Raw genomic sequence first — 19,129 nt, forward strand, 5'->3', positions numbered from 1 at the left:
GCCGCGCGGAAGGTCGTGCTCGACCGTGAGGAACCCCGTGCGCGCTGCGAGACTGGGCCGGTGACCACGCCGCACCCCGACGACCGGCCCGTCGCCGGCGTCCTCCTCACGCCCGGCGCCGGAGCGAGCCGCGACCACCGCGCGCTCGTCGCGATCGACGAGGCGCTGGCCGCCCTCGACCCGCCCGTGCCGGTGCGCCGCGTCGACTTCCCCTACCGGATCGCCGGCAAGCGGATGCCCGACCGGCCGCCCGTCGCGATCGCGCACGTCCGCGCCGAGGCGGAGGCCTTCGCCGCGGAGCTCGGCACCACGACGGACCGCCTCGTGCTCGGCGGCCGCTCCTACGGCGGCCGCATGTGCTCGATGGCCGTCGCCGAGGGGCTCCCCGCCGCCGGGCTGGCCCTCGTCAGCTACCCGCTGCACCCGCCGGGCAAGCCCGAGCGGCTGCGGACCGAGCACTTCCCGGACCTCCACGTGCCGGTCCTCCTCGTCTCCGGGCGCACCGACCCGTTCGCGACGCCGGACGAGCTCGCCGAGCACACCACCGCGATCCCCGGGCCCGTCACGCGCGTCGAGCTGCCCGGCGCCCACGACCTCAAGGGGCAGGACGCGGCCGTGTGCGAGGCCGTCGTCCAGTGGCTCGCGACGCTCGGGGCCTGACGCAGCCAGGGCGCCGCTCCGACGTACCGACCGGCCCGCACGACTGCGTACGATGTGCCGCGGACCGCTCCCGAACGACCCGGAGGTGCTGATGCGTGCCGCTGGCCGCCTGCTCGCCCTCGCACCCCTGGCGGTGCTCGTGGTGGCCGTCGCCGCCGCACCCGCGACCGCCGTCGGCCGGGACGGCGAGAGCGGGCTCGAGGTGAGCGTCGACGGCGTCTCGTTCGACCCGGAGCGCCTCTGGTCCGAGTGGGGCGCCGTCTCCTACGCCGTGAGCGCGCCGGACGGGAGCCGCGAGCGGTACTACTCCGACTCGTACGGCCCGCGCGACTCCGCGGACGGGTTCCTGGCCTTCTCGGTGCCGGCGCGCACGTTCCCCGACGGCTACTGCGTCACGTGGGCCCAGGTGTCCGGCCTGCGCGCGCAGCACGCGCGGTGGAACGGGGACGACCCCGTCTGCACGACGGCGCAGGCCGAGCCCTCCCCCACGACGGCGCCCCCGGCGCCGACCCCCGACGCCCCCGCGACCTCGGCCCCGACGGCCGAGGTGCCGCCGGCCGCGGCGGTCGTGGAGGCGCCCGTCGAGACGCCGGACGCGCCGGAGCCGGACGTCACGGAGGAGCCGACCGCCGAGCCGACGGAGGAACCGACGACGGACGCCCCCGTCGAGCCGACGCCGACCGCCGCGCCCACGACCACCGGCACCGAGCCGGCGCGCGTCCCGCTCGCGTCCGTCGACCGCACGGCGCCGCCCCCGCCCGCCGGCGAGACCTTCCCGATCTTCGCCGCGCTAGGCGTCGGCGGGCTCGTCGCCGCTGCGGCCGGCGGCGTGATCCTGCTCGTGCGCCGCGTGGGCTGAGGCCTCAGCGGCGGACGGTGCCCCGCCGTCGTCCGGGCGGGCCGGCGCTCCCTGCTGGCCCGCGAGCACCCGGGAGCGCGCGGCGCTGCTCAGCCGCTCAGACCGCTGTCCTGCGGTCCGGGTCTCGCGGATGCGCACGGACCTCGGCGTGCGGGACCGGCCGGGCGAAGAGCCCGAGGAGCCCGAGCACGGCGACGGTCCCTCCGACGGCCGCCGTCGTGGCCGCACAACCCAGGAGAAGGGTCACGTGCACGCGCGGCACGCCGTCTTCCGCCAGCGGGTTGTCGGAGATGATGCCGACGGTGTAACCGGTGACGACCCCGGCGACCACCAGCACGAGGCCGAGGACCACCAGGGTGACTGCGACGCTGCGGGACATCTCGCTCCTCGGGGTCGGGTCGTGCGGCCGACGCGCATCGTGCGGCCCGTGCGCCGTCCGGCCGCCACGCGTCGGTGCTCGAGTGCCGCGCCCTCCGTGCCGCCCCTGAGCACGGCGAAGGCCCGGAACCGTGGGTTCCGGGCCTTCGTCACCGAGCCGCCTAAGGGAATCGAACCCTTGACCTATTCATTACGAGTGAATCGCTCTGCCGACTGAGCTAAGGCGGCGTGCTACGTCCCGGTCCGCTCGGCGAACCGGTGGCAACGAGCGCCTACTGTACCCAACGACCGGGCCAGATTCCAAAGCGGGCCCGCGGGCCGCCGTCGGGCGTCCTCCGCGTCAGCAGCGGAGCCCGTCCTCGGGGACGGTCCCGTCCACGAGGTAGGCGTCCACGGCGTCGCTCAGGCAGTCGTTCGCGCGCCCGTACGCGGTGTGCCCCTCGCCCTCCCAGGTGACCAGGACGGCGGAGTCGAGCGTGTCGGCGAGGCCCTCGGCCCACACGTAGGGGGTGGCCGGGTCGTTGGTCGTGCCGATGACGAGGATCGGCGCGGCGCCCTCCGCGGCGAGGTCGAACTCCTGGTCGACGACGGGGTACGCCCAGCCCTCGCACGTGAGCCCGCCGAACGCGAAGAAGTAGCCCATCGTCGGGGCCTCCTTCTCGAGCCGCTCGAGCTGGGCCTGCATCGCGGCCGGGTCGTCGTCCTGGCGCCCGTCGAGGCAGTTCACGGCCCGGAACGCCTCGGACGAGTTCGACGAGTACGTGCCGTCGGCGTTCCGGTCGTTGTAGAAGTCGGCGAGGTAGAGCAGGCCGTTGCCGGTGCCCTCCTCGAACGCCTCGGTGAGCGCCTGCGTGAGCACGGGCCAGCTCTGGTCGTTGTACAGCGTGACGGCGACGCCGTAGAAACCGAGGGTCTGCGTGACGCTGCGACCCGAGTCCGTCGGGAGCGGGTTCGCCTTCGCGGCGTCGAGGAGCGAGCGGATCTGACGCATCCCCGCGTCCGTGTCGCCCTTCAGGGGGCACTTGGCGCCGGCCTGGCAGTCCTCGACGTACGCGCGCAGGGCGTTCTCGAAGCCGACGGCCTGCTGCTCGGAGATCTCGTCCGGGTCGAGCGAGGTGTCGATCGCGCCGTCGAGCACCATGCGGCCGACCTTGTCCGGGAACAGCCCGGCGTACGTGGCTCCGAGCTGCGTGCCGTACGAGTAGCCGAGGTACGCGAGCTTCTCGTCACCGAGGACGGCGCGCAGCATGTCCATGTCGCGGGCAGCGCTCTGCGTGTCCACCTGCCCGAGCAGCTCGCCCGTGTTCTCGGCGCACGCGTCGGCCCACGCGCGACGGTCCTCCGCGAGCGCCTCGAGCCCCGCCTCGTCCGTGTCGAAGTCGCGCGACAGGGACTCGTCCTTCGCGGCGTCGTCGAGGCACACGACGGGCGACGACTGCCCGACGCCGCGGGGATCGAAGCCCACGAGGTCGTAGGCCGCGGTGACGCTCTCGCCGACCGTCGGCGCGAGCGAGGCGACGAAGTCGACGCCCGACGCGCCGGGCCCGCCGGGGTTGGTGAGGAGCGAACCGATGCGCTCACCGGTCGCGGGCTGGCGCTTGACCGCGAGCTCGATCTCGCCCGCCGCCGGGTCCTGCCAGGAGAGGGGGGCGCGGGCCGTCGTGCACTCCCAGCCGGCCCCGCACTCCTCCCACGCGAGGGTCTGCCCGTAGAACTCCTCGAAGCCCTCCGGTCCCGTCTCGCCCGTGCCGGTCGACGACGCGGTCGGGACGTCCTCGACCGGTGTCTGCTGCTTCGGCGGCGCCGAGCACGCGCCCGCGACGAGGGCCAGCACGAGGGTCGCGGCGCAGGCCAGGGCGCGGCGAGCGGGGCGGGAGGAGGGGGACGTCGTCACCCGGACACGGTAGCCGCTCGCCCGTCGCGCGGGAGACGGCCCACCGGCGGCGGCCCGTCCTTTCACGCGCTCTTCACCGCGCGGGTCGTCACCCGGCGGTCCAGGCGAACTCGCCGGCCGCGCCCTCGGCCGGCGGCGGCACGACGACGGTCCCGCGGTCCCCGAGCACGACGCTCACGTCGGCGCTCGGGTCCACGTCGTCGGGCACCGCGACGACGGACGTCGCGGGGACGTAGTCCATGGTGCACGCGGTGTCGGCGGGGATGTCGACGAACGACACGACGACGTCGCTCCCCTCGACCGCGGCGTCGTCCTCGGCGAGCAGCGGGCACGTGCTGGACCCGAACGTCACGACGAGCAGCAGGCCCGGCTCGGCGCTCCACGCGGCGCCGGTGCCGCCCTCGGTCGGCGCGTCCGCGCCGGGCGGCAGGCCCTTGCCGTGCGCGCCCGCGACGACGTCCATCGTCGCGGCGTCGGGCAGGCCCTGCTGCTCGTCGGTGGCGTCGTCGGTCGGCTCCGTGGAGGGGTCCGTCGAGGGGCCGCCGTCGGGCTCCGTGGTCTCCTCGGTGGCGCTCGTGCCGTCACCGCCCCCGTCGGTGTCGGACGCGCACGCCCCGAGCAGGGCGACCGTGGCCGCGAGCGCGAGCGCAGCGCCGACGCGTGCGGTGCGGGCGGCGGGACGACGGGCGGGAACCATGGGGACTCCTCGGTCGGCGACGGGTGCGCGACCATCGTGGTCCGCGCCGGGACCTCGCGCGCGCCGAACCCCCGACGCGCCGCGGGATCGTGACCCGACGGTGACCCGGGGTGGGAGCATCCCCGCATGGACGCACCGCACCCGACCCGCGGCACCGAGCGGCCCCCGCTGCGCTGGGGCCTGCGCACCGACCTCCTGCGGCACGGCGACGGCGGCGACTCGAGCCGGGTCGGCTACGTGGAGCTGTTCTTCGACCTGGTGTTCGTGTTCGCGGTCACCCAGCTCTCGCACGGGCTCATCGCGCACCCCGGCGTCGAGGCGCTCGGGCACACGCTCCTGCTCGGCGTCGCCGTCTGGTGGGTGTGGGTCGACACGATGTGGGTGACGAACTGGCTCGACCCCGAGCGCCTGCCGGTGCGAGGGCTGCTCGTGGTGCTCATGCTGCTGGGCCTCGTCCTCGCGAGCGCGATCCCGGAGGCGTTCGGCGACAAGGGCCTGCTGTTCGCCGTCATGCTCGTCGCGATGCAGGTGGGGCGCAGCCTCTTCACGATGGTCGCGATGGGCCGCGTCTGGCCCGAGAACGCGGTGAACTTCGTCCGCATCACGACGTGGCTCGCGGTGTCGGGCGCGCTGTGGGTGGCGGGCGGCCTCGTCGAGGAGCACCGCCTGCTGGTGTGGGCGGTCGCGGCCGCGATCGACGTCGCCGGGCCGCGCGCGATGTTCTGGCTCCCCGGGATCGGGGCGTCGCGCGCGAGCACGTGGGTGGTCCGCGGGGAGCACATGGCCGAGCGCGTCAGCCTGTTCGTCATCATCTGCCTGGGCGAGTCGATCATCGTCACGGGCGCCGCGTTCGCCGAGCTCCCCCTCGACCTCACGACCGTCTCCGCGTTCTGCTCCGCGTTCGCGAGCACCGTGCTCATGTGGCTGCTGTTCTTCGACCGGTCCGAGCGGCGCGCCACCGAGTACTTCACGTCGCGCGCCGAGCGCGGGATGGTCGCCCAGACGGCGTACACGTACGTCCCGTTCGTCATCGTCGCCGGGATCGTGCTCACCGCCGTCGCCGACGAGCTCGTGCTCCTGCACCCGCTCGGGCACGACGGCGGTCACGCCGACGCCTGGACCGCCGGCCTCGTGTGCGGGGCGGCGGCGACGTACCTCGTGGGGAACGCGCTGTTCCGGCGCGCGACGGGCGGGCGCTGGTCGCTCCCGCACGTGCTGGGCGCGGTCGCGGTCGGCGTGCTCTTCGCCGTCCACGCGTGGCTCTCGCCGCTCGCGCTCAACTGGGTGACGGACGGCGTCCTGCTGGCGGTCATCGTGGGCGACGTGGTCCGCGCGCGGCGGGTCCCGACCCCACCGTCGGACGGGCCGTCGGGTACGCCGTCGGACGTGCCGGGCGCGCCGACGGGGCCACCGCCCGAGGCGCCGTCCGGGACCCCGTGAGCCGGGCCCCGTGCGTCTCGCCGGGCGCGATCGTCGCGACGTCGCTACGTTCGCCCTGATGGCGCGGGGCAGCAGGCCGTCGCGTCGCGGGACCCGTCGAGAAAGGGCGTGACCGTGGACTTCTGGGACTTCTTCTGGCTCCTCGTGTGGAGCTTCTTCTTCATCGCGTACCTCATCGTGCTCTTCCAGATCATCGCGGACCTGTTCCGTGACCGAGAGCTCTCCGGGTGGTGGAAGGCGGTCTGGATCATCTTCCTCATCTTCCTGCCCGTGCTGACGTCGCTCGTCTACCTCATCGCGCGCGGGCGCGGCATGGCGGAGCGGCAGGCCGCGGCCGTCGTCCAGGCGAAGCACGACACGGACGCCTACATCCGCCAGGTCGCGACGACGTCGCCGGCCGAGCAGATCTCCCACGCCAAGTCGCTCCTCGACTCGGGCGCCATCACCCCCGAGGAGTTCGCGCAGCTCAAGGCGAAGGCGCTCGCCTGACCGTCCCCTCCCTCCCCCGGGCCGGGCGTACCCGCGTGCGGGTGCGCCCGGCCCGTCCCACGATCGAGACATGACCCGCTTCGGCTACACCCTCATGACCGAGCAGTCCGGCCCTCGTGCGCTCGTGGAGCACGCGGTCGACGCGGAGCGCGTCGGCTTCGACTTCGAGGTGATGAGCGACCACTACTTCCCCTGGCTCGACGCCCAGGGCCACGCCCCGTACGCGTGGTCCGTGCTCGGGGCGGTCGCCCAGGCGACCGAGCGCGTCGGCCTCATGACGTACGTGACCTGCCCCCTCCTGCGCTACCACCCCGCGGTCGTGGCGCAGAAGGCCGCGACCGTGGCGCTCCTGTCCGACGACCGCTTCACCCTCGGGCTCGGCGCCGGGGAGAACCTCAACGAGCACGTGGCGGGCGAGCGCTGGCCCGCCGTCGGCGAGCGGCACGACATGCTCGAGGAGGCGGTGGAGATCATCCGCTCGCTGCTCGACGGCGAGCGCCTCACGTTCGACGGCGTCCACTATCGCGTCGACTCCGCCAAGCTCTGGGACCTGCCCGACGAGACCGTCGAGATCGGCGTCGCCGTCTCCGGGCCGCAGTCGATCGAGCGGTTCGCCCCGCTGGCCGACCACCTCGTCACGACCGAGCCCGAGGCCGGCGTCGTGCAGCGGTGGTCCTCGGTCCGCGAGCGCGCCGAGCTCGCGCCGTCGCGCGTCGTCGGGCAGATGCCGATCTGCTGGGACCCGGACGAGGAGACCGCCGTGGCGCGCGCGCACGAGCAGTTCCGGTGGTTCGGCGGCGGCTGGCGCGTCAACGCGGACCTGCCGACGACCGAGGCGTTCGAGGCGGCGACGGCGTTCGTGCGGCCCGAGGACGTGGCCGCGTCCATCCCGTGCGGTCCCGACCTGGACGCGGTCGTCGAGGCGGCGTCCGCGTGGTGGGAGGCGGGGTTCACCGACCTCGCGCTCGTCCAGGTGGGCGAGGTCGGGCAGCGCGAGTTCCTCGAGACCGCGGCCGGGCCGCTCCTGGAGAAGCTCCGCGCGGCGGCGCCGTCGAGCTAGCGGCAGTCAGCCCTGGGGGCGCAGCGCGACGACCATCGCCTCCACCGCGAGCAGCGGCGCGACGTTGCCCTCGAGCCGCTCGCGCGCGACGCCGATCGCGTCCATGCGCCGCACCGTCTGCTCGGGCGTCGAGTCCTGCGCGAGCGCGCGCACCGTCTCGGCGAGCTCGGTGTTGACGAGCTCGACCTGCGCCCCGAGCTGGACCACGAGCACGTCGCGGTACAGGGAGAGCAGGTCGACCATCGCGCGGTCGAGCACGTCGCGCTGGTGGCGCGTCGCGCGCCGCTTCTGGTCGGCCTCGAGGTCGCGGAGCTGGGAGCGCAGCCGCGGCGGGAGCGTCTCGCCGTCCGCGACGCCGAGCGCACGCAGGAGCTCGGCCTTCTCCGCGGCGTCGCGCTCCTCCGTCGCCGCCTTCGCCTCGGCCTGCGCGAGGTCCACGAGCTCTCCCGCGGCGAGCACGGCGTCGCCCACCCCGCGGACCCGCCGGGCGAGCGACAGCACGGACGTGCGGCGCTCGCGCGCCCCCGCGTCCCGCGCGAGGCGCCGGGCGAGGCCGATGTGGCTCTGGGCCGCGCGCGCCGCGACGAGGGCGACGTGCTCGTCGACGCCGTCGCGCTGCACGAGCAGGCCCGCGACGGCCTCGACCGGCGGCACCCGCAGCACGACCCCGCGGCACCGCGAGCGGATCGTCACGAGCACGTCCTGCGGGCTCGGGGCGCAGAGGATCCACACCGTGTGCGGGGCGGGCTCCTCGATCGCCTTGAGGAGGACGTTCGTGGTGCGCTCCGCCATGCGGTCGGCGTCCTCGACGACGATGACCCGGCGCCGGCCCTGCGACGGGCTGCGGCTCGCGACCGTCACCAGGTCGCGCACGTCGTCGATCTTGATGGTCACGAGCTCGGTCGCGACGAGCGTCACGTCCGGGTGCGTCCCGGCGAGCGTCGTGCGGCACGCCTGGCAGCGCCCGCAGCCGCCCTCCTCGCACTGGAGCGCGGCCGCGAACGCGCGCGCGGCGTTCGAGCGTCCGGACCCGGGCGGGCCGGTGAGCAGCCACGCGTGGGTCATCGCGGCCGGGTCGGTGGCCGCGGCACGGAGCGTCGCGACGGCCTGCTCCTGCCCGACGACGTCGTCCCAGACGCTCATGCGCGCGCGTCCCCGGCAGGCCGCGCCGGGGCGCCCGGCAGGAGGTCCGTGCCCGGCGCGTAGCCGATCGCGCTGTCCGTGTCGTCGAAGCCGTCGTCGGGCAGCGCGGCGACCGTGTCCTCGGCCTCCTCGACGACGGGCGTGAGCTCGAGCCGCGCGGCGACGTCGACCCGGATCTGCGCCTGGAGGTCGTCGACCGAGCCCGCGGCGTCGAGCACGACCCAGCGGTCCGGGTCCGACGCCGCGCGCGTGAGGAACGCCTCGCGCGTGCGGCGGTGGAACTCCGCGCCCGCGCGCTCGAGGCGGTCGTGCTGGCGGCGGATGCGCCCGGCGGCGACCGCGGGATCGAGGTCGAGCAGGATCGTCACGTCCGGGAGGAGGTCCTGCACGGCCCAGCGCGAGATGAGCTCGACCTCGTCGGCGCCGAGCTCGCGCCCGCCCGCCTGGTACGCGACCGACGAGTCGAGGTAGCGGTCCGTGACGACGATCGCACCGCGCTCGAGCGCGGGGCGCACGAGGCTCGCGACGTGGTGCGCGCGGTCCGCGGCGTAGATGAGCGCCTCCGTGCGGGGGTCCATGTCCTGCCCGTGGAGCACCGCGGCACGCAGCTCCTTGCCGAGCTCCGTGCCGCCCGGCTCGCGCGTCAGCACGACCTCGCGCCCCGTGAGCTCGCCGAGCCACTGCCCGAGCAGGCGCGCCTGCGTCGACTTGCCGACGCCGTCGCCGCCCTCGAAGGAGATGAAGTACCCGGGTGCGCTCACGGCGACCACCCTAGTCGCGACGTCGGACACGGGCCGGTCCCCCGGCCGCCGGACGTGCGGGACAACCGCGGGCGCCGGACGCGCGGGATAGCCTCGGGCCATGCCCGATCCCGTGACCGCCCCCGCGACGGACCCTGCGCCCGCTCCTCTGCCCACCCCCGGCGTCGCGTTCGCCGGGCGGACGTTCGACGCCGTGCTGTTCGACATGGACGGCACCCTCATCGACTCGGTCCCGGCGGTGGACCGGAACTGGCGTCGCTGGGCTGCGGAGCACGGGCTGCCCGACGCCGAGGACTTCCAGATCCAGCACGGCACCCCCGCGCGCACGCTCATCGCGACGCTCCTGCCGGCCGACCAGGTCGAGCCCGCCTACGACCGCATCCACGAGCTGGAGCTCGAGGACAACGAGGGCGTGACGATCCTGCCGGGGACGCGCGACGCGCTCGCCGCCCTGCCCCCGGAGCGGCAGGCGATCGTCACGTCGTGCACGCGCCCCCTCGCGGCGGCGCGCATGGCCGCGTCGGGCCTCGTCGCGCCGTCGGTGGTCGTCACCGCGGACGACGTCGCCCACGGCAAGCCCGACCCGGACCCGTTCCTCCTCGGCGCGGAGCGCCTGGGCGTGGACCCGGCGCGGTGCCTCGTCGTCGAGGACGCCCCCGCCGGGGTCGCGTCCGCCCGCGCCGCGGGGTGCGCGGTGCTCGTCGTGACGGGCACGCACACGGCCGACGAGCTCGCGTCCGCGTCCCCTGCACCCGACGCGCTGGCGGCGGGCCTGGCGTGGGTGCGCTTCGCCGCAGGCCCGGACGCCATCCGGGTCACGGACGCCTGACCACGCGCCGACCATGGGGTCGTCTCCCGTCCTCGTCACCGGACGGGCCAGAACCGCATGCTCGGCGGGCTGCCGTGGGTCAGTAGACCCCGGCGCGTTGGGCGGCCGCGACGACCTTCGACGCGGCGGCGTGGATCTCCGCCAGCTCGTCGAGGGTGAGGCCCGTGGCGGCGACGATCGCGGGCGGGATGCGCTCCGCGTCACGACGCCGCGCGCGCCCCTCGGGCGTGAGCGTCACGCGGACCTGGCGGCCGTCGTCGGGCGACCGGGACCGGCGCACGTAGCCGAGGGTCTCGAGCCGCTTGAGGAGCGGCGAGAGCGTCCCCGCGTCGAGGTGCAGCCGCGCGGCGAGGTCGCCGACGGTCGACGTCGTGCCCGCCGCGTCGTCCTGCCACAGCGCGAGCAGCACGAGGTACTGCGGGTGGGTGATGCCCAGGGGCTCCAGCAGCGGCCGGTACAGGGCGACCATGCCGCGCGCGCCCGCCGAGAGCGCGAAGCACACCTGCGCCTCGAGCGCGAGCGGGTCCGCGAACAGCGTCGCCGCGCCCGGTGCGGACGCCCCGCCGTTCTCCTCGCTCGTCATGGCGCCATGCTACCGAGGATCACGCTATTCTTGGTACGCCAATCATTGGTGCACCAACCATCAGCGGACGAGCACCAGCCACCGGCCCCCGGGCCGGCGACGCGACACCAGCGGAGGACACCGTGGCGCGCAAGAACGACAAGCGCACGCTCGGCATGCGCATCACCGAGGGCTTCCTGCCGATCTTCGGCCCGGCCCAGCTGGGGCGGCAGGAGGCCGACGGCCGCGGCGTGTCCGACGCCGAGCGCGAGCGCGACCAGGAGCTGCGCACCCGCTTCGAGCGGGTCACCGGCCCCGACGGCCGCAGCTACGTCGTCGAGCACACCGACTGACGCGGCGCCCGCCCGCGGGCGTCACTCCCCGGGGTAGACGACCCCGACCTGGCGGCGCACCTCGTCGAGCGTGCGCATGACCTCGAGCGTCGAGCCCCACGACATGCGCGGGCTCTGCGTCTCGCCCGCGGCGACGCGGCGCGCGACCTCGGCGGCCTGGTACTGCTTGCCCTCGCCGGAGAAGCCGTCGTAGTACCAGGACGCGCCGTCGTGCCGGACGACGCGGAACGACGTCGGCGCGTAGAACGTGCCCTCGACCTCGATGCGGCCCGCCGTGCCCGAGATCACCGCCGTGTTCGCGGTGCGCGACCACAGCGTCGTCGAGAGCGTCGCCTGCGTGTCGCCGTAGCCGAGCACGATGCTCACCTGCCCGTCCACGCCCGTCTCCGTGAGCGCACCGACGGCCGTCACGGTCGACGGCGCGCCCAGCAGGTCGTGCGCGAACGACACCGGGTAGACGCCCAGGTCGAGCAGCGCGCCGCCCGCCAGCTCCGGCGCGTAGAGCCGGTGCTCGGGGTCGAACGGGAACCACTGGCCGTGGTCGGCGCTGAGGTTCACGACGTCGCCGATCTCGCCGCGCGCGATCACGCCGCGCAGCGCGGCGACGTGCGGCAGGAACCGCGTCCACATGGCCTCCATGACGAACACCCCCGCCTCGCGCGCGGCGTCGAGCACCTCGACCGCCTCGGCCTCGTTGCGCGTGAACGCCTTCTCCACGAGGACGTGCTTGCCCGCGCGGATCGCGAGCAGGGCGTGCTCGTGGTGGTGCGAGTGCGGCGTCGCGACGTACACGACGTCCACCTGCGGGTCCTCGACGAGCTCGTCGTAGCCGTGGTGCGTCGTGGGGACGCCGTGCGCGGTCGCGAAGCGCTCGGCGCGCACGCGGTCGCGCGAGCCCACCGAGGCGACGCGACCCTGCGTGTGCAGGCGCACCGCCTCCGCGAACGAGGACGCGATGCCGCCCGCGCCGAGGATGCCCCAGCGGATCGGGGGCGCGCTGCGCGGATCGGGGACCGTGCCCGTCACCTCGGCGGACAGGTCGGGGAACGGGTGGACGCCGGAGGCGGCCGGGGTCTCGTCGGGGTGCGCGGCGGGCGGCGGGGCGACGGTGCTCATGCGGCCCACGCTATCGCCCTGCGCGGGCCCCGCCGACGCTCGTCCACAGGCCGCGCGTCGGGCCCGCGAGCACCCCTCCCCCGCACGGGTGGTGCGCGCCGCCGCGCGGCACGTCACGATGGGGGGCATGACGACCCCCGCGCCCCGGACCGGCACGCCGACCGACGCCGGACCCGAGCCCGAGGCACGGGCGAGCGCGCGCGACCTCGTCAAGGTCTACGGCTCCGGCCCGACGGCCGTCCGCGCGCTCGACGGCGTCGACGTTCACTTCGCGCGCGGCCGCCTCACGGCGATCATGGGGCCGTCCGGCTCCGGCAAGTCGACGCTCATGCACTGCCTCGCCGGCCTGGACTCCCCGACGTCCGGCAGCGTCGTGATCGACGGGCAGGAGATCAGCCGGATGTCGCAGCGGCGGCTCACGGCGCTGCGCCGCACGCGCGTCGGGTTCGTCTTCCAGGCGTACAACCTCGTCCCGACGCTCACGGCGGCGGAGAACATCACGCTCCCCCTCGACATCGCGCGCACCCGCGTGGACCGCGACTGGTTCGACGAGGTGACGACCGCCGTCGGGCTCACCGACCGCCTGCACCACCGCCCCTCCGAGCTGTCCGGCGGCCAGCAGCAGCGCGTCGCGTGCGCGCGGGCGCTCGTGTCGCGGCCCTCGATCGTGTTCGCCGACGAGCCGACCGGCAACCTCGACTCGCGCTCCGCGGGCGAGGTGCTCACGTTCCTGCGGCGCTCCGTCGACGAGCTCGACCAGACGGTCGTCATGGTCACGCACGACCCGCGCGCGGCGTCGTACGCGCACCGCGTCGTCTTCCTCGCGGACGGGCGCCTCGCGGGCGAGCTGCACGACCCCACGCAGCAGGACATCCTCGACGCGCTCGCGCTCGCCGCGGACGCCGGCGCATGATCCGCGTCGCGCTGCGGGGCGTGCGCGCGCACGTCGTGCGGTTCGTCCTGTCGGTGCTCGCCGTGACGCTCGGCGTCGCGTTCGTCGTCGGCACGTTCGCGTTCCGCGGCATGCTCTCCTCCACGTTCGACGACATCATCGCGACGACGCTCACGGCCGACGTCTACGTGCGCGGCGCGCAGGAGGTCGAGAGCGACGCGTCCGGGCCCGGTGGCGGCGGCGCCGCCGGCGGGGGCGGGTTCGCGGGCGACCGCACGCTCGTCCCGGCCGACCTCACGACGGAGGTCGAGGGGGTCGACGGCGTCGAGCGGGCCGTGGCGGACGTGTCCGGCCCCGTCGTGCTCGTCGCGGCCGACGGCACCGCCGTCGTGACCACGGGCCCGCCGAGCACGGCGTTCTCCGTCGACCCGGAGGACCCGAGCCTCACGCTGCTCGACGGCGCGTGGCCCGGCCCGAACGAGATCGTGCTGGAGCAGAGCGCGGCCGAGACCGCGGACCTCGCCACGGGCGACGAGACCACGGTCGTGCTGGGCGGGGAGCCGCGCCCCGTGACCGTGTCCGGCGTGTTCGGCATCGAGGCCGCCGCCGCGGGTGCGGTCCTCGTCGGGATCGACGGCGACACCGCGCGCGAGGTCTACGCGCCCGACGGGCTGGTGCCCCAGATCGCGGTCTGGGCGGACGCGAGCGGGCCGGTGGACGAGGACGCGCTCGCCGACCGCGTCGCGTCGGTCCTCCCGTCCGGCGCGGAGGCCGTCACGGGCGAGCAGGCGCGCGCCGAGGCGAGCGAGGCGGTCGAGGAGGTGCTCGGGTTCGTCGAGACCTTCCTGCTCGTGTTCGCCGCCATCGCGCTGTTCGTCGGCGCGTTCATCATCGCGAACACGTTCGCGATGTCGGTGCGCGAGCGCCTGCGCGAGCTCGCCCTCCTGCGCGCGCTCGGCGCGTCGCCCGGCCAGGTGTTCGCGTCGGTCCTCGTCCAGGCGCTCGTCGTCGGGCTCGTGGGTGGCGGGTTCGGCGTGCTCGCGGGGGCCGGCCTGGTGCGCGTCATCCGGTGGGGGCTCGCGCTCGCCGGCTTCGAGTTCTCCGGCCGGGTCCCGCTCGGGACCTCGCAGGTCGTGGCCGCCGTCGCGCTCGGGGCCGTCGTCAGCGTCCTCGCGGCCGTGCTGCCCGCGCGCCGGGCCGCCGCGATCCCGCCCGTGCAGGCGATGCGCGACGACGTCGCGCCCGACCGCGGCACCGGGCTGCGGGCGGTGGGCGGGGCGGTCGTCGTCGCGGCCGGCGCCGGTGTGCTGTGGCTCGCCGCGTACCTGGGATCCTCCGTCGTGGACGCGCCGACCGGCTGGGCCTGGGTCGATGACCTGAGCCCCCGCCTGCTCCTCGGCGTCGGGGCCGGGCTCGTGCTCGTGGGGGTGCTCGTCGGGTCGCCGGCCGTCGCGCGCGGCGTGCTCGCGGTCCTCGCGTGGCCGCTCGTCGTCGCGCTGCGCCCGCTCGGCCGCCTCGCGCGCGGCAACGTCGCGCGCAACCCCCGCCGCACCGCGAGCACCGCGGGAGCCCTGCTCATCGGCATGGCGCTCGTGTCGGTCACGGGCGTCATCGCCGCCTCGACCCAGGCGTCGGTGCGGAGCATCGTCGAGAACGAGGTGCGGGCCGACCTGGTGGTCGACTCCGCGACGCTCGTCGTGCCCGAGGGCGCGGTCGAGGCCGTGACCGCGACGCCGGGCGCCGCCGCCGTGGACACGGTGCGGCTCGGGTCGGCGCCGGTCGCCACGGTCGGCGGCGGCTCCGGCACGGACGACAGCACGGCCGACGGCACGGACGACGGCGCGCGCGGGACCGACGTCGCGGGCGTGCCCGCCGGGTTCTTCGACACCGCGCTCGAACCCGTGACGCTCGCCGGGGACCCGACGGCGACGCTCGAGGACGGGGACGTCGTCGTGCACCGTCGCACCGCGCGCGAGCGCGGCTGGGAGGTGGGCGACACGCTGCGGCTCGGCGAGGGCGACTCCGCCGTCGAGGCGCGCGTGGGCGCGGTGATCGACAGCCAGCTCGTGGGGACCGGCGTCCTGGTGCGCGACGACGTGTTCGACGCCGTCGTTCCGGCCGCCCAGGCGAGCGTGCGGATCGTCTACGTGTCGGCGGCCGACGGCGCGAGCGCCGCCGACGTCGAGGAGCTGCGCACCGCCCTGACGTCGGCGGTCGAGCCGTTCCTCGTCGTCACGGTGCTGGATCGGGAGCAAACCGCGTCCGCGTTCGCCGACCAGGTGAACCAGGTGCTCGTCATCCTCTACGCCCTGCTCGCGCTGTCGATCGTCATCGCGCTGCTCGGCATCGTCAACACGCTCGCGCTGTCGATCATCGAGCGCACGCGCGAGATCGGGCTGCTGCGCGCCGTCGGGCTGGGCCGTCTCCAGCTCGCGGGGGTCATCGCGATCGAGTCGGTGCTCACCGCCGTCTACGGGACGGTGCTCGGCGTCGCGACGGGCATCGGCATCGGCGCCGCCCTCCCGGGCGTGCTCGCCGACGAGGGGCTGAGCACGCTCGCCGTGCCGTGGGGCCAGGTGCTCGCGATCCTCGGCGTCGCCGTCGTCATCGGGCTCGTCGCGAGCGTCTGGCCCGCGATCCGCGCCGCCCGCCTCCCGGTCCTCGACGCGGTGACCGTCGACTGACCCCTCCTCCTGAGCGCACGAGCTCGTCGCGTCCCGGACGCCCGGGCGCGCCGAGCTCCGGCACTCACGGGACGGGGAGGGGGTCCGGTGCCGGGGTGCGGTAGCGGCGCAGCGGGGCGTTGCGCCACGCGACGAGACCGACGACGGCGCTCGCCACCAGCCCGCCCGCCACCAGCGCGACGGGCGCGGACGTCAGCGACGCGAGCACTCCCCCGCGGAAGTTCCCGACCTCCGGGCCGGCGACGCCCACCACGTGCTCGACCGAGGACACGCGGCCCCGGAACTCGTCGGGCGTCTCGAGCTGCACCAGCGCGCCGCGCGTCACGACCGACACCGTGTCCGCCGCGCCGGCGACCGCCAGGCACGCGAGGGCGAGCCACAGCGGTCCCGCGAGACCGAACCCGGCGAGCGCGACGCCCCACGTCGCCGCCGCGGCGAGCTGCAGCGCGCCCGAGCGCGTCGCCCGCGTCACGGCCCCGGAGAGCAGGCCCGCGCCGATCCCTCCCACCGCGACCGCCGAGAGGAACAGGCCGAGGGTGCGGGGGTCGCCGTCGAACCGGATCTCGTTGACGAGCGGGAAGAGCGAGATCGGCATGGCGAGCACGGTCGCCGCGACGTCCGTCGCGAACGCGCCGCGCAGCGTCGGCTTGCGCCACACGATCGACCACCCGCCCGCGGCCGCCCGACGGCGCGGCGCGGGCCCGGGCGGCGCGGCGGCCGGGCCCGTCGTGGCCGAGGGACCGACGGGGAGCGGGGGCAGGGGCGGGAGGCGGACGAGCCCGAGCAGCGCGACGACGGCGGCCACCGCCTGCAGGCCGTACGCCGCGGGCAGGTCCCAGCGCGCCAGGACCAGGCCGGCGAGCGCGGGCCCGACCAGCATGGCCACCTGGAACGCGAGGTTCTGCAGCGCGAGACCCGCGGCGACCTGGTCGGGCGGCAGCAGCCGGGGCGGCACCGTCCGGCGCGCCGGCGAGCCGAGCGCGTTGCACGCCGCGCCCGCGGCGACGAGCCCGAGCAGGAGCCACACCGACCGGTTCCCCGCGAGCGCCTGCGCGGCGAGACCGGCAGCGGCGAGCACCTGCCCGACCGCGGCGAGGCGCATGAGGGTGCGGCGGTCGTGGACGTCGGCGAGGTGCCCGCCCACCAGCCCGAGCGTGAGGAGCGGGACCGCCGTGGCCAGGCCGATCGTGCCCGTCCACAGCGGGCTGCGGGTGAGCTCCCAGACCTGGAGCAGCACCGCGACGTTCGCGATCTGGAACCCGAGGCCGCCCACCGCGGACCCGGCCCACAGGTCGCGGTACGCGCGGCTCGCGCGCAGCGGCCGCAGGTCGAGGACGTGGTGGCGCACCTCAGCGCTCCCGCGGCGCCGGGTGGCCGGCCGCGTCGAGGCGCTCGACGAGCCGCTCGCGCAGCGACCGACGGGCGAGCACGCGCTCCAGCTCGACGACGACCGCGCTCAGGGCGTGCGGCAGCTCGTCGTCGATCTCGGCGACGGACTCCTCGGTCGCCCGCCACTCCGCCTCGAGGAGCGGGACGAGCTCGCGCGACCGCGCCGTGAGCGCGACGCGGCGCGTGCGGGCGTCCGCGCCCGGCGCGGTCTCGACGAGGCCCTCGCGCCGCATCGCGGTGACCGTCTGACTCATCGCCGAGTGCGTGCGGCCGAGCGAGGCGGCGAGCTCCCGGATGGTCAGGGGGCCGGTGTGCGCGAGCCGGATGAGCGGGTAGACGAACCGCGGGCGCACCCCCACGATCCCCCGGTCCGCGTAGACGGTTTCGATCTCGTCGTCGAGGCGTCGGAGCACGGCGTGCAGGGAGTCCCACCGGCCAGGGACCGTGGTCGGGTCCAGAGAAGTCATAGCACTGTTATAACAGCACTCATGCGAATCGCAGGACGCCAGACCACCGATCACTAGGTTGCCGCCCTAACTAGATAGTCGTACTGTCTAGTCATGAGGTTCGACGAGCGGCTCGACCGCGAGCTCCTGCGCGGCGTGCTGCCGCTGTGCGTGCTCGCGGTCGTCGCGACCCACGGCCCCACCTACGGCTACGCGATCACGCGGTCGCTCGCCGACGCGGGCCTCGGCACCGTGAAGGGCGGCACGCTCTACCCGCTGCTGCAGCGGCTGGAGGACGACGGCCTCGTCACGACCTCCTGGCACCAGGGCGAGCGGGGGCCGAGCCGTCGGTACTACGCCGTCACGGACCAGGGTCGCGTCGCGCTCGCCGACGCGACCTCCCGCTGGGACGCCGTGACGACGGCGGCGACCACCCTCGTCGCGGGCGCGCCCTCGCCGGACCGCCCGAGCCCGGCCGCGGGCCTCGACCCACGGGCCGGCGCGCGCCCGGACCCCGACCCGGGAACCGGACCGGTCCACGGGCTGGTCCACGAGCCGGTCCACGGGCCGGTCCGCGAGCCGGGCGCTCTCCCGACCGACGCACCCCCTCCCGACCCCACCCCGACAAGGACTCCCCGATGAGCGACACGACCCGCTACACGATCGAGCGCCGTCACGCGCCGCACGTCGACCCACGATGGGCCGAGGCGCTCCTGCTGGAGCTGCGGCTCCAGGGCGTCGCCGGAGCGCGCATCGGCGCGGTGCTCGCGGAGGTGGACGCGCACGTCGTCGACTCCGGCGAGACCGCGCAGGAGGCGTTCGGCGACCCTGTGGCGTACGCGCGCTCGCTCGACCTGCCCGAGGACCCCGCGCAGTCGAGCTCCTCGATCGGGCGGACGGTCGCCGCCTCCGCCGTGCAGACGGTCGGGATGCTCGGCGTGCTGTGGTCGCTGCGGCCCGCGCTCGACGGCGGCGCCCTCGTCGTCCCGGCCGGGATGCTGCTCGTGCTCGTCGCCGCGCTCGCGGGCTTCGTCGGGCTGTGGCGCGCCGGCGACCGCGTGCTGCGCGCCGCGCTCGCCCACCCCGTGCTGACCGTCCTCGGGAACATGGTCGTGACGGCTGCCCTCGTGGCCGTCGCGGTCACGCTGCGCGCGCCGGTCGCGAGCCTCCCTGCGGTCCCGGTCCTGGTCGCGGCCGCCGTCGCGCTCGTCGTGGGGACCGTCTGGGGCCTGCGCGAGCAGGGCTCGGGCGACCCCGTCGTCGACCCGCTCGACGACGCGCCGCAGGCCCGCACCGACCGCACGGGGCGCTGGGGCGTGCTGCTCCTGCCCGCCGTGACGGTGGTGCTCGGGACGGTCACGGTGCTCGTCCGCTGAGCCCGGAGGGGACCTAGGTCACGCGAACCGGCGTCCCGGTGGTGGTCCCCGGGGACGCGTGACACGGTGGGGATGGCCGGCGGGCACCGGCCTCGCACGGC

At 75.6% G+C, this 19,129-nt stretch carries 20 protein-coding genes and 1 tRNA gene; 11 read left to right on the forward strand and 10 right to left on the reverse strand.

Going from position 1 to position 19,129, the window contains the following annotated elements:
- The first annotated feature begins 60 nt into the window (after positions 1 to 60).
- Together MT994_RS06785 and MT994_RS06790 are read left to right on the forward strand one after the other, a co-directional pair.
- On the forward strand, positions 61 to 660 hold the full coding sequence (locus tag MT994_RS06785; RefSeq protein ID WP_354805656.1) for an alpha/beta family hydrolase: 600 nt from the start codon (positions 61 to 63) through the stop codon (positions 658 to 660).
- A 91-nt stretch (positions 661 to 751) separates the two neighbouring features.
- Positions 752 to 1,519: a hypothetical protein gene (locus MT994_RS06790; protein WP_194522045.1), complete on the forward strand. Its 768-nt coding sequence runs from the start codon at positions 752 to 754 to the stop codon at positions 1,517 to 1,519.
- Between the two features lie 97 nt (positions 1,520 to 1,616).
- Here the strand turns inward: MT994_RS06790 and MT994_RS06795 are convergent, their stop codons facing one another.
- The 4 genes from MT994_RS06795 to MT994_RS06810 form a co-directional block, all read right to left on the reverse strand.
- Positions 1,617 to 1,898: a hypothetical protein gene (locus MT994_RS06795; RefSeq protein ID WP_354805657.1), complete on the reverse strand. Its 282-nt coding sequence runs from the start codon at positions 1,896 to 1,898 to the stop codon at positions 1,617 to 1,619.
- A 154-nt stretch (positions 1,899 to 2,052) separates the two neighbouring features.
- Positions 2,053 to 2,125 (reverse strand) — tRNA-Thr (locus MT994_RS06800).
- A gap of 112 nt (positions 2,126 to 2,237) precedes the next feature.
- On the reverse strand, positions 2,238 to 3,791 hold the full coding sequence (locus MT994_RS06805) for an alpha/beta hydrolase (protein ID WP_354805658.1): 1,554 nt from the start codon (positions 3,789 to 3,791) through the stop codon (positions 2,238 to 2,240).
- Positions 3,792 to 3,879: 88 nt separating this feature from the next.
- Positions 3,880 to 4,488, reverse strand: a complete 609-nt coding sequence (locus MT994_RS06810; RefSeq protein ID WP_354805660.1) for a hypothetical protein — start codon at positions 4,486 to 4,488, stop codon at positions 3,880 to 3,882.
- Positions 4,489 to 4,614: 126 nt separating this feature from the next.
- Between MT994_RS06810 and MT994_RS06815 the strand changes: the two genes are divergently transcribed.
- The 3 genes from MT994_RS06815 to MT994_RS06825 all read left to right on the forward strand — a co-directional run bounded on the left by MT994_RS06815 (position 4,615) and on the right by MT994_RS06825 (position 7,477).
- Positions 4,615 to 5,928, forward strand: a complete 1,314-nt coding sequence (locus MT994_RS06815; protein WP_354805661.1) for a low temperature requirement protein A — start codon at positions 4,615 to 4,617, stop codon at positions 5,926 to 5,928.
- Between the two features lie 108 nt (positions 5,929 to 6,036).
- The gene (locus tag MT994_RS06820; protein WP_051027601.1) at positions 6,037 to 6,417 is read left to right on the forward strand and encodes an SHOCT domain-containing protein; all 381 of its coding nucleotides are present in this window, start codon (positions 6,037 to 6,039) and stop codon (positions 6,415 to 6,417) included.
- A 70-nt stretch (positions 6,418 to 6,487) separates the two neighbouring features.
- A complete protein-coding gene (locus MT994_RS06825; protein ID WP_021483001.1) occupies positions 6,488 to 7,477 on the forward strand; it encodes a TIGR03557 family F420-dependent LLM class oxidoreductase in 990 nt (329 codons plus the stop codon).
- Between the two features lie 6 nt (positions 7,478 to 7,483).
- Here MT994_RS06825 and MT994_RS06830 read toward each other — a convergent pair whose 3' ends face one another.
- Together MT994_RS06830 and tmk are read right to left on the reverse strand one after the other, a co-directional pair.
- Positions 7,484 to 8,620 carry a DNA polymerase III subunit delta' gene (locus tag MT994_RS06830; RefSeq protein ID WP_354805663.1) on the reverse strand — a complete coding sequence of 379 codons (1,137 nt, stop codon included), beginning with the start codon at positions 8,618 to 8,620 and terminating at the stop codon, positions 7,484 to 7,486.
- Entirely contained in the window at positions 8,617 to 9,381 is a 765-nt protein-coding gene (tmk, locus tag MT994_RS06835; RefSeq protein WP_083385458.1) for a dTMP kinase, read from the reverse strand. The genes MT994_RS06830 and tmk overlap by 4 nt, the downstream gene beginning before the upstream one ends.
- Positions 9,382 to 9,481: 100 nt before the next feature.
- Here tmk and MT994_RS06840 point away from each other — a divergent pair, with 100 nt between their 5' ends.
- Positions 9,482 to 10,210 (forward strand): HAD-IA family hydrolase, encoded by a 729-nt coding sequence (locus tag MT994_RS06840; RefSeq protein ID WP_354805665.1) that lies wholly within the window; start codon positions 9,482 to 9,484, stop codon positions 10,208 to 10,210.
- A gap of 79 nt (positions 10,211 to 10,289) precedes the next feature.
- Here the strand turns inward: MT994_RS06840 and MT994_RS06845 are convergent, their stop codons facing one another.
- Entirely contained in the window at positions 10,290 to 10,793 is a 504-nt protein-coding gene (locus tag MT994_RS06845) for a MarR family transcriptional regulator (RefSeq protein ID WP_194522038.1), read from the reverse strand.
- Positions 10,794 to 10,915: 122 nt separating this feature from the next.
- On the opposite strand from MT994_RS06845, the gene MT994_RS06850 reads away from it, so the two are divergent.
- On the forward strand, positions 10,916 to 11,125 hold the full coding sequence (locus MT994_RS06850; RefSeq protein WP_021482922.1) for a hypothetical protein: 210 nt from the start codon (positions 10,916 to 10,918) through the stop codon (positions 11,123 to 11,125).
- A 21-nt stretch (positions 11,126 to 11,146) separates the two neighbouring features.
- Here MT994_RS06850 and MT994_RS06855 read toward each other — a convergent pair whose 3' ends face one another.
- Positions 11,147 to 12,241 (reverse strand): Gfo/Idh/MocA family oxidoreductase, encoded by a 1,095-nt coding sequence (locus tag MT994_RS06855; RefSeq protein WP_354805667.1) that lies wholly within the window; start codon positions 12,239 to 12,241, stop codon positions 11,147 to 11,149.
- A 127-nt stretch (positions 12,242 to 12,368) separates the two neighbouring features.
- Between MT994_RS06855 and MT994_RS06860 the strand changes: the two genes are divergently transcribed.
- A complete protein-coding gene (locus tag MT994_RS06860) occupies positions 12,369 to 13,154 on the forward strand; it encodes an ABC transporter ATP-binding protein (protein ID WP_354805668.1) in 786 nt (261 codons plus the stop codon).
- The gene (locus tag MT994_RS06865) at positions 13,151 to 15,817 is read left to right on the forward strand and encodes an FtsX-like permease family protein (RefSeq protein WP_354805669.1); all 2,667 of its coding nucleotides are present in this window, start codon (positions 13,151 to 13,153) and stop codon (positions 15,815 to 15,817) included. The genes MT994_RS06860 and MT994_RS06865 overlap by 4 nt, the downstream gene beginning before the upstream one ends.
- 64 nt (positions 15,818 to 15,881) lie before the next feature.
- On the opposite strand, the gene MT994_RS06870 is transcribed toward MT994_RS06865, so the two are convergent.
- Together MT994_RS06870 and MT994_RS06875 are read right to left on the reverse strand one after the other, a co-directional pair.
- Positions 15,882 to 17,165 (reverse strand): MFS transporter, encoded by a 1,284-nt coding sequence (locus tag MT994_RS06870; RefSeq protein ID WP_086149131.1) that lies wholly within the window; start codon positions 17,163 to 17,165, stop codon positions 15,882 to 15,884.
- A gap of 1 nt (position 17,166) precedes the next feature.
- Positions 17,167 to 17,673: a MarR family winged helix-turn-helix transcriptional regulator gene (locus MT994_RS06875; RefSeq protein ID WP_086149132.1), complete on the reverse strand. Its 507-nt coding sequence runs from the start codon at positions 17,671 to 17,673 to the stop codon at positions 17,167 to 17,169.
- A gap of 93 nt (positions 17,674 to 17,766) precedes the next feature.
- On the opposite strand from MT994_RS06875, the gene MT994_RS06880 reads away from it, so the two are divergent.
- Positions 17,767 to 18,294: a PadR family transcriptional regulator gene (locus MT994_RS06880; RefSeq protein WP_354805671.1), complete on the forward strand. Its 528-nt coding sequence runs from the start codon at positions 17,767 to 17,769 to the stop codon at positions 18,292 to 18,294.
- The gene (locus MT994_RS06885) at positions 18,291 to 19,028 is read left to right on the forward strand and encodes a hypothetical protein (RefSeq protein WP_354805673.1); all 738 of its coding nucleotides are present in this window, start codon (positions 18,291 to 18,293) and stop codon (positions 19,026 to 19,028) included. The genes MT994_RS06880 and MT994_RS06885 overlap by 4 nt, the downstream gene beginning before the upstream one ends.
- The last annotated feature ends 101 nt before the right edge of the window (positions 19,029 to 19,129 follow it).

This window comes from Cellulosimicrobium sp. MI9406, assembly GCF_040595865.1.
In the GTDB taxonomy this organism is placed as follows: Bacteria; Actinomycetota; Actinomycetes; order Actinomycetales; family Cellulomonadaceae; genus Cellulosimicrobium; species Cellulosimicrobium funkei.

Coding starts and splice junctions, on each gene's coding strand:
- MT994_RS06790 (WP_194522045.1), top strand. CDS start 752: ATGCGTGCCGCTGGCCGCCTGCTCGCCCTCGCACCCCTGGCGGTGCTC.
- MT994_RS06795 (WP_354805657.1), bottom strand. CDS start 1,898: ATGTCCCGCAGCGTCGCAGTCACCCTGGTGGTCCTCGGCCTCGTGCTG.
- MT994_RS06810 (WP_354805660.1), bottom strand. CDS start 4,488: ATGGTTCCCGCCCGTCGTCCCGCCGCCCGCACCGCACGCGTCGGCGCT.
- MT994_RS06815 (WP_354805661.1), top strand. CDS start 4,615: ATGGACGCACCGCACCCGACCCGCGGCACCGAGCGGCCCCCGCTGCGC.
- MT994_RS06825 (WP_021483001.1), top strand. CDS start 6,488: ATGACCCGCTTCGGCTACACCCTCATGACCGAGCAGTCCGGCCCTCGT.
- MT994_RS06830 (WP_354805663.1), bottom strand. CDS start 8,620: ATGAGCGTCTGGGACGACGTCGTCGGGCAGGAGCAGGCCGTCGCGACG.
- MT994_RS06840 (WP_354805665.1), top strand. CDS start 9,482: ATGCCCGATCCCGTGACCGCCCCCGCGACGGACCCTGCGCCCGCTCCT.
- MT994_RS06845 (WP_194522038.1), bottom strand. CDS start 10,793: ATGACGAGCGAGGAGAACGGCGGGGCGTCCGCACCGGGCGCGGCGACG.
- MT994_RS06855 (WP_354805667.1), bottom strand. CDS start 12,241: ATGAGCACCGTCGCCCCGCCGCCCGCCGCGCACCCCGACGAGACCCCG.
- MT994_RS06860 (WP_354805668.1), top strand. CDS start 12,369: ATGACGACCCCCGCGCCCCGGACCGGCACGCCGACCGACGCCGGACCC.
- MT994_RS06865 (WP_354805669.1), top strand. CDS start 13,151: ATGATCCGCGTCGCGCTGCGGGGCGTGCGCGCGCACGTCGTGCGGTTC.
- MT994_RS06875 (WP_086149132.1), bottom strand. CDS start 17,673: ATGACTTCTCTGGACCCGACCACGGTCCCTGGCCGGTGGGACTCCCTG.
- MT994_RS06880 (WP_354805671.1), top strand. CDS start 17,767: ATGAGGTTCGACGAGCGGCTCGACCGCGAGCTCCTGCGCGGCGTGCTG.
- MT994_RS06885 (WP_354805673.1), top strand. CDS start 18,291: ATGAGCGACACGACCCGCTACACGATCGAGCGCCGTCACGCGCCGCAC.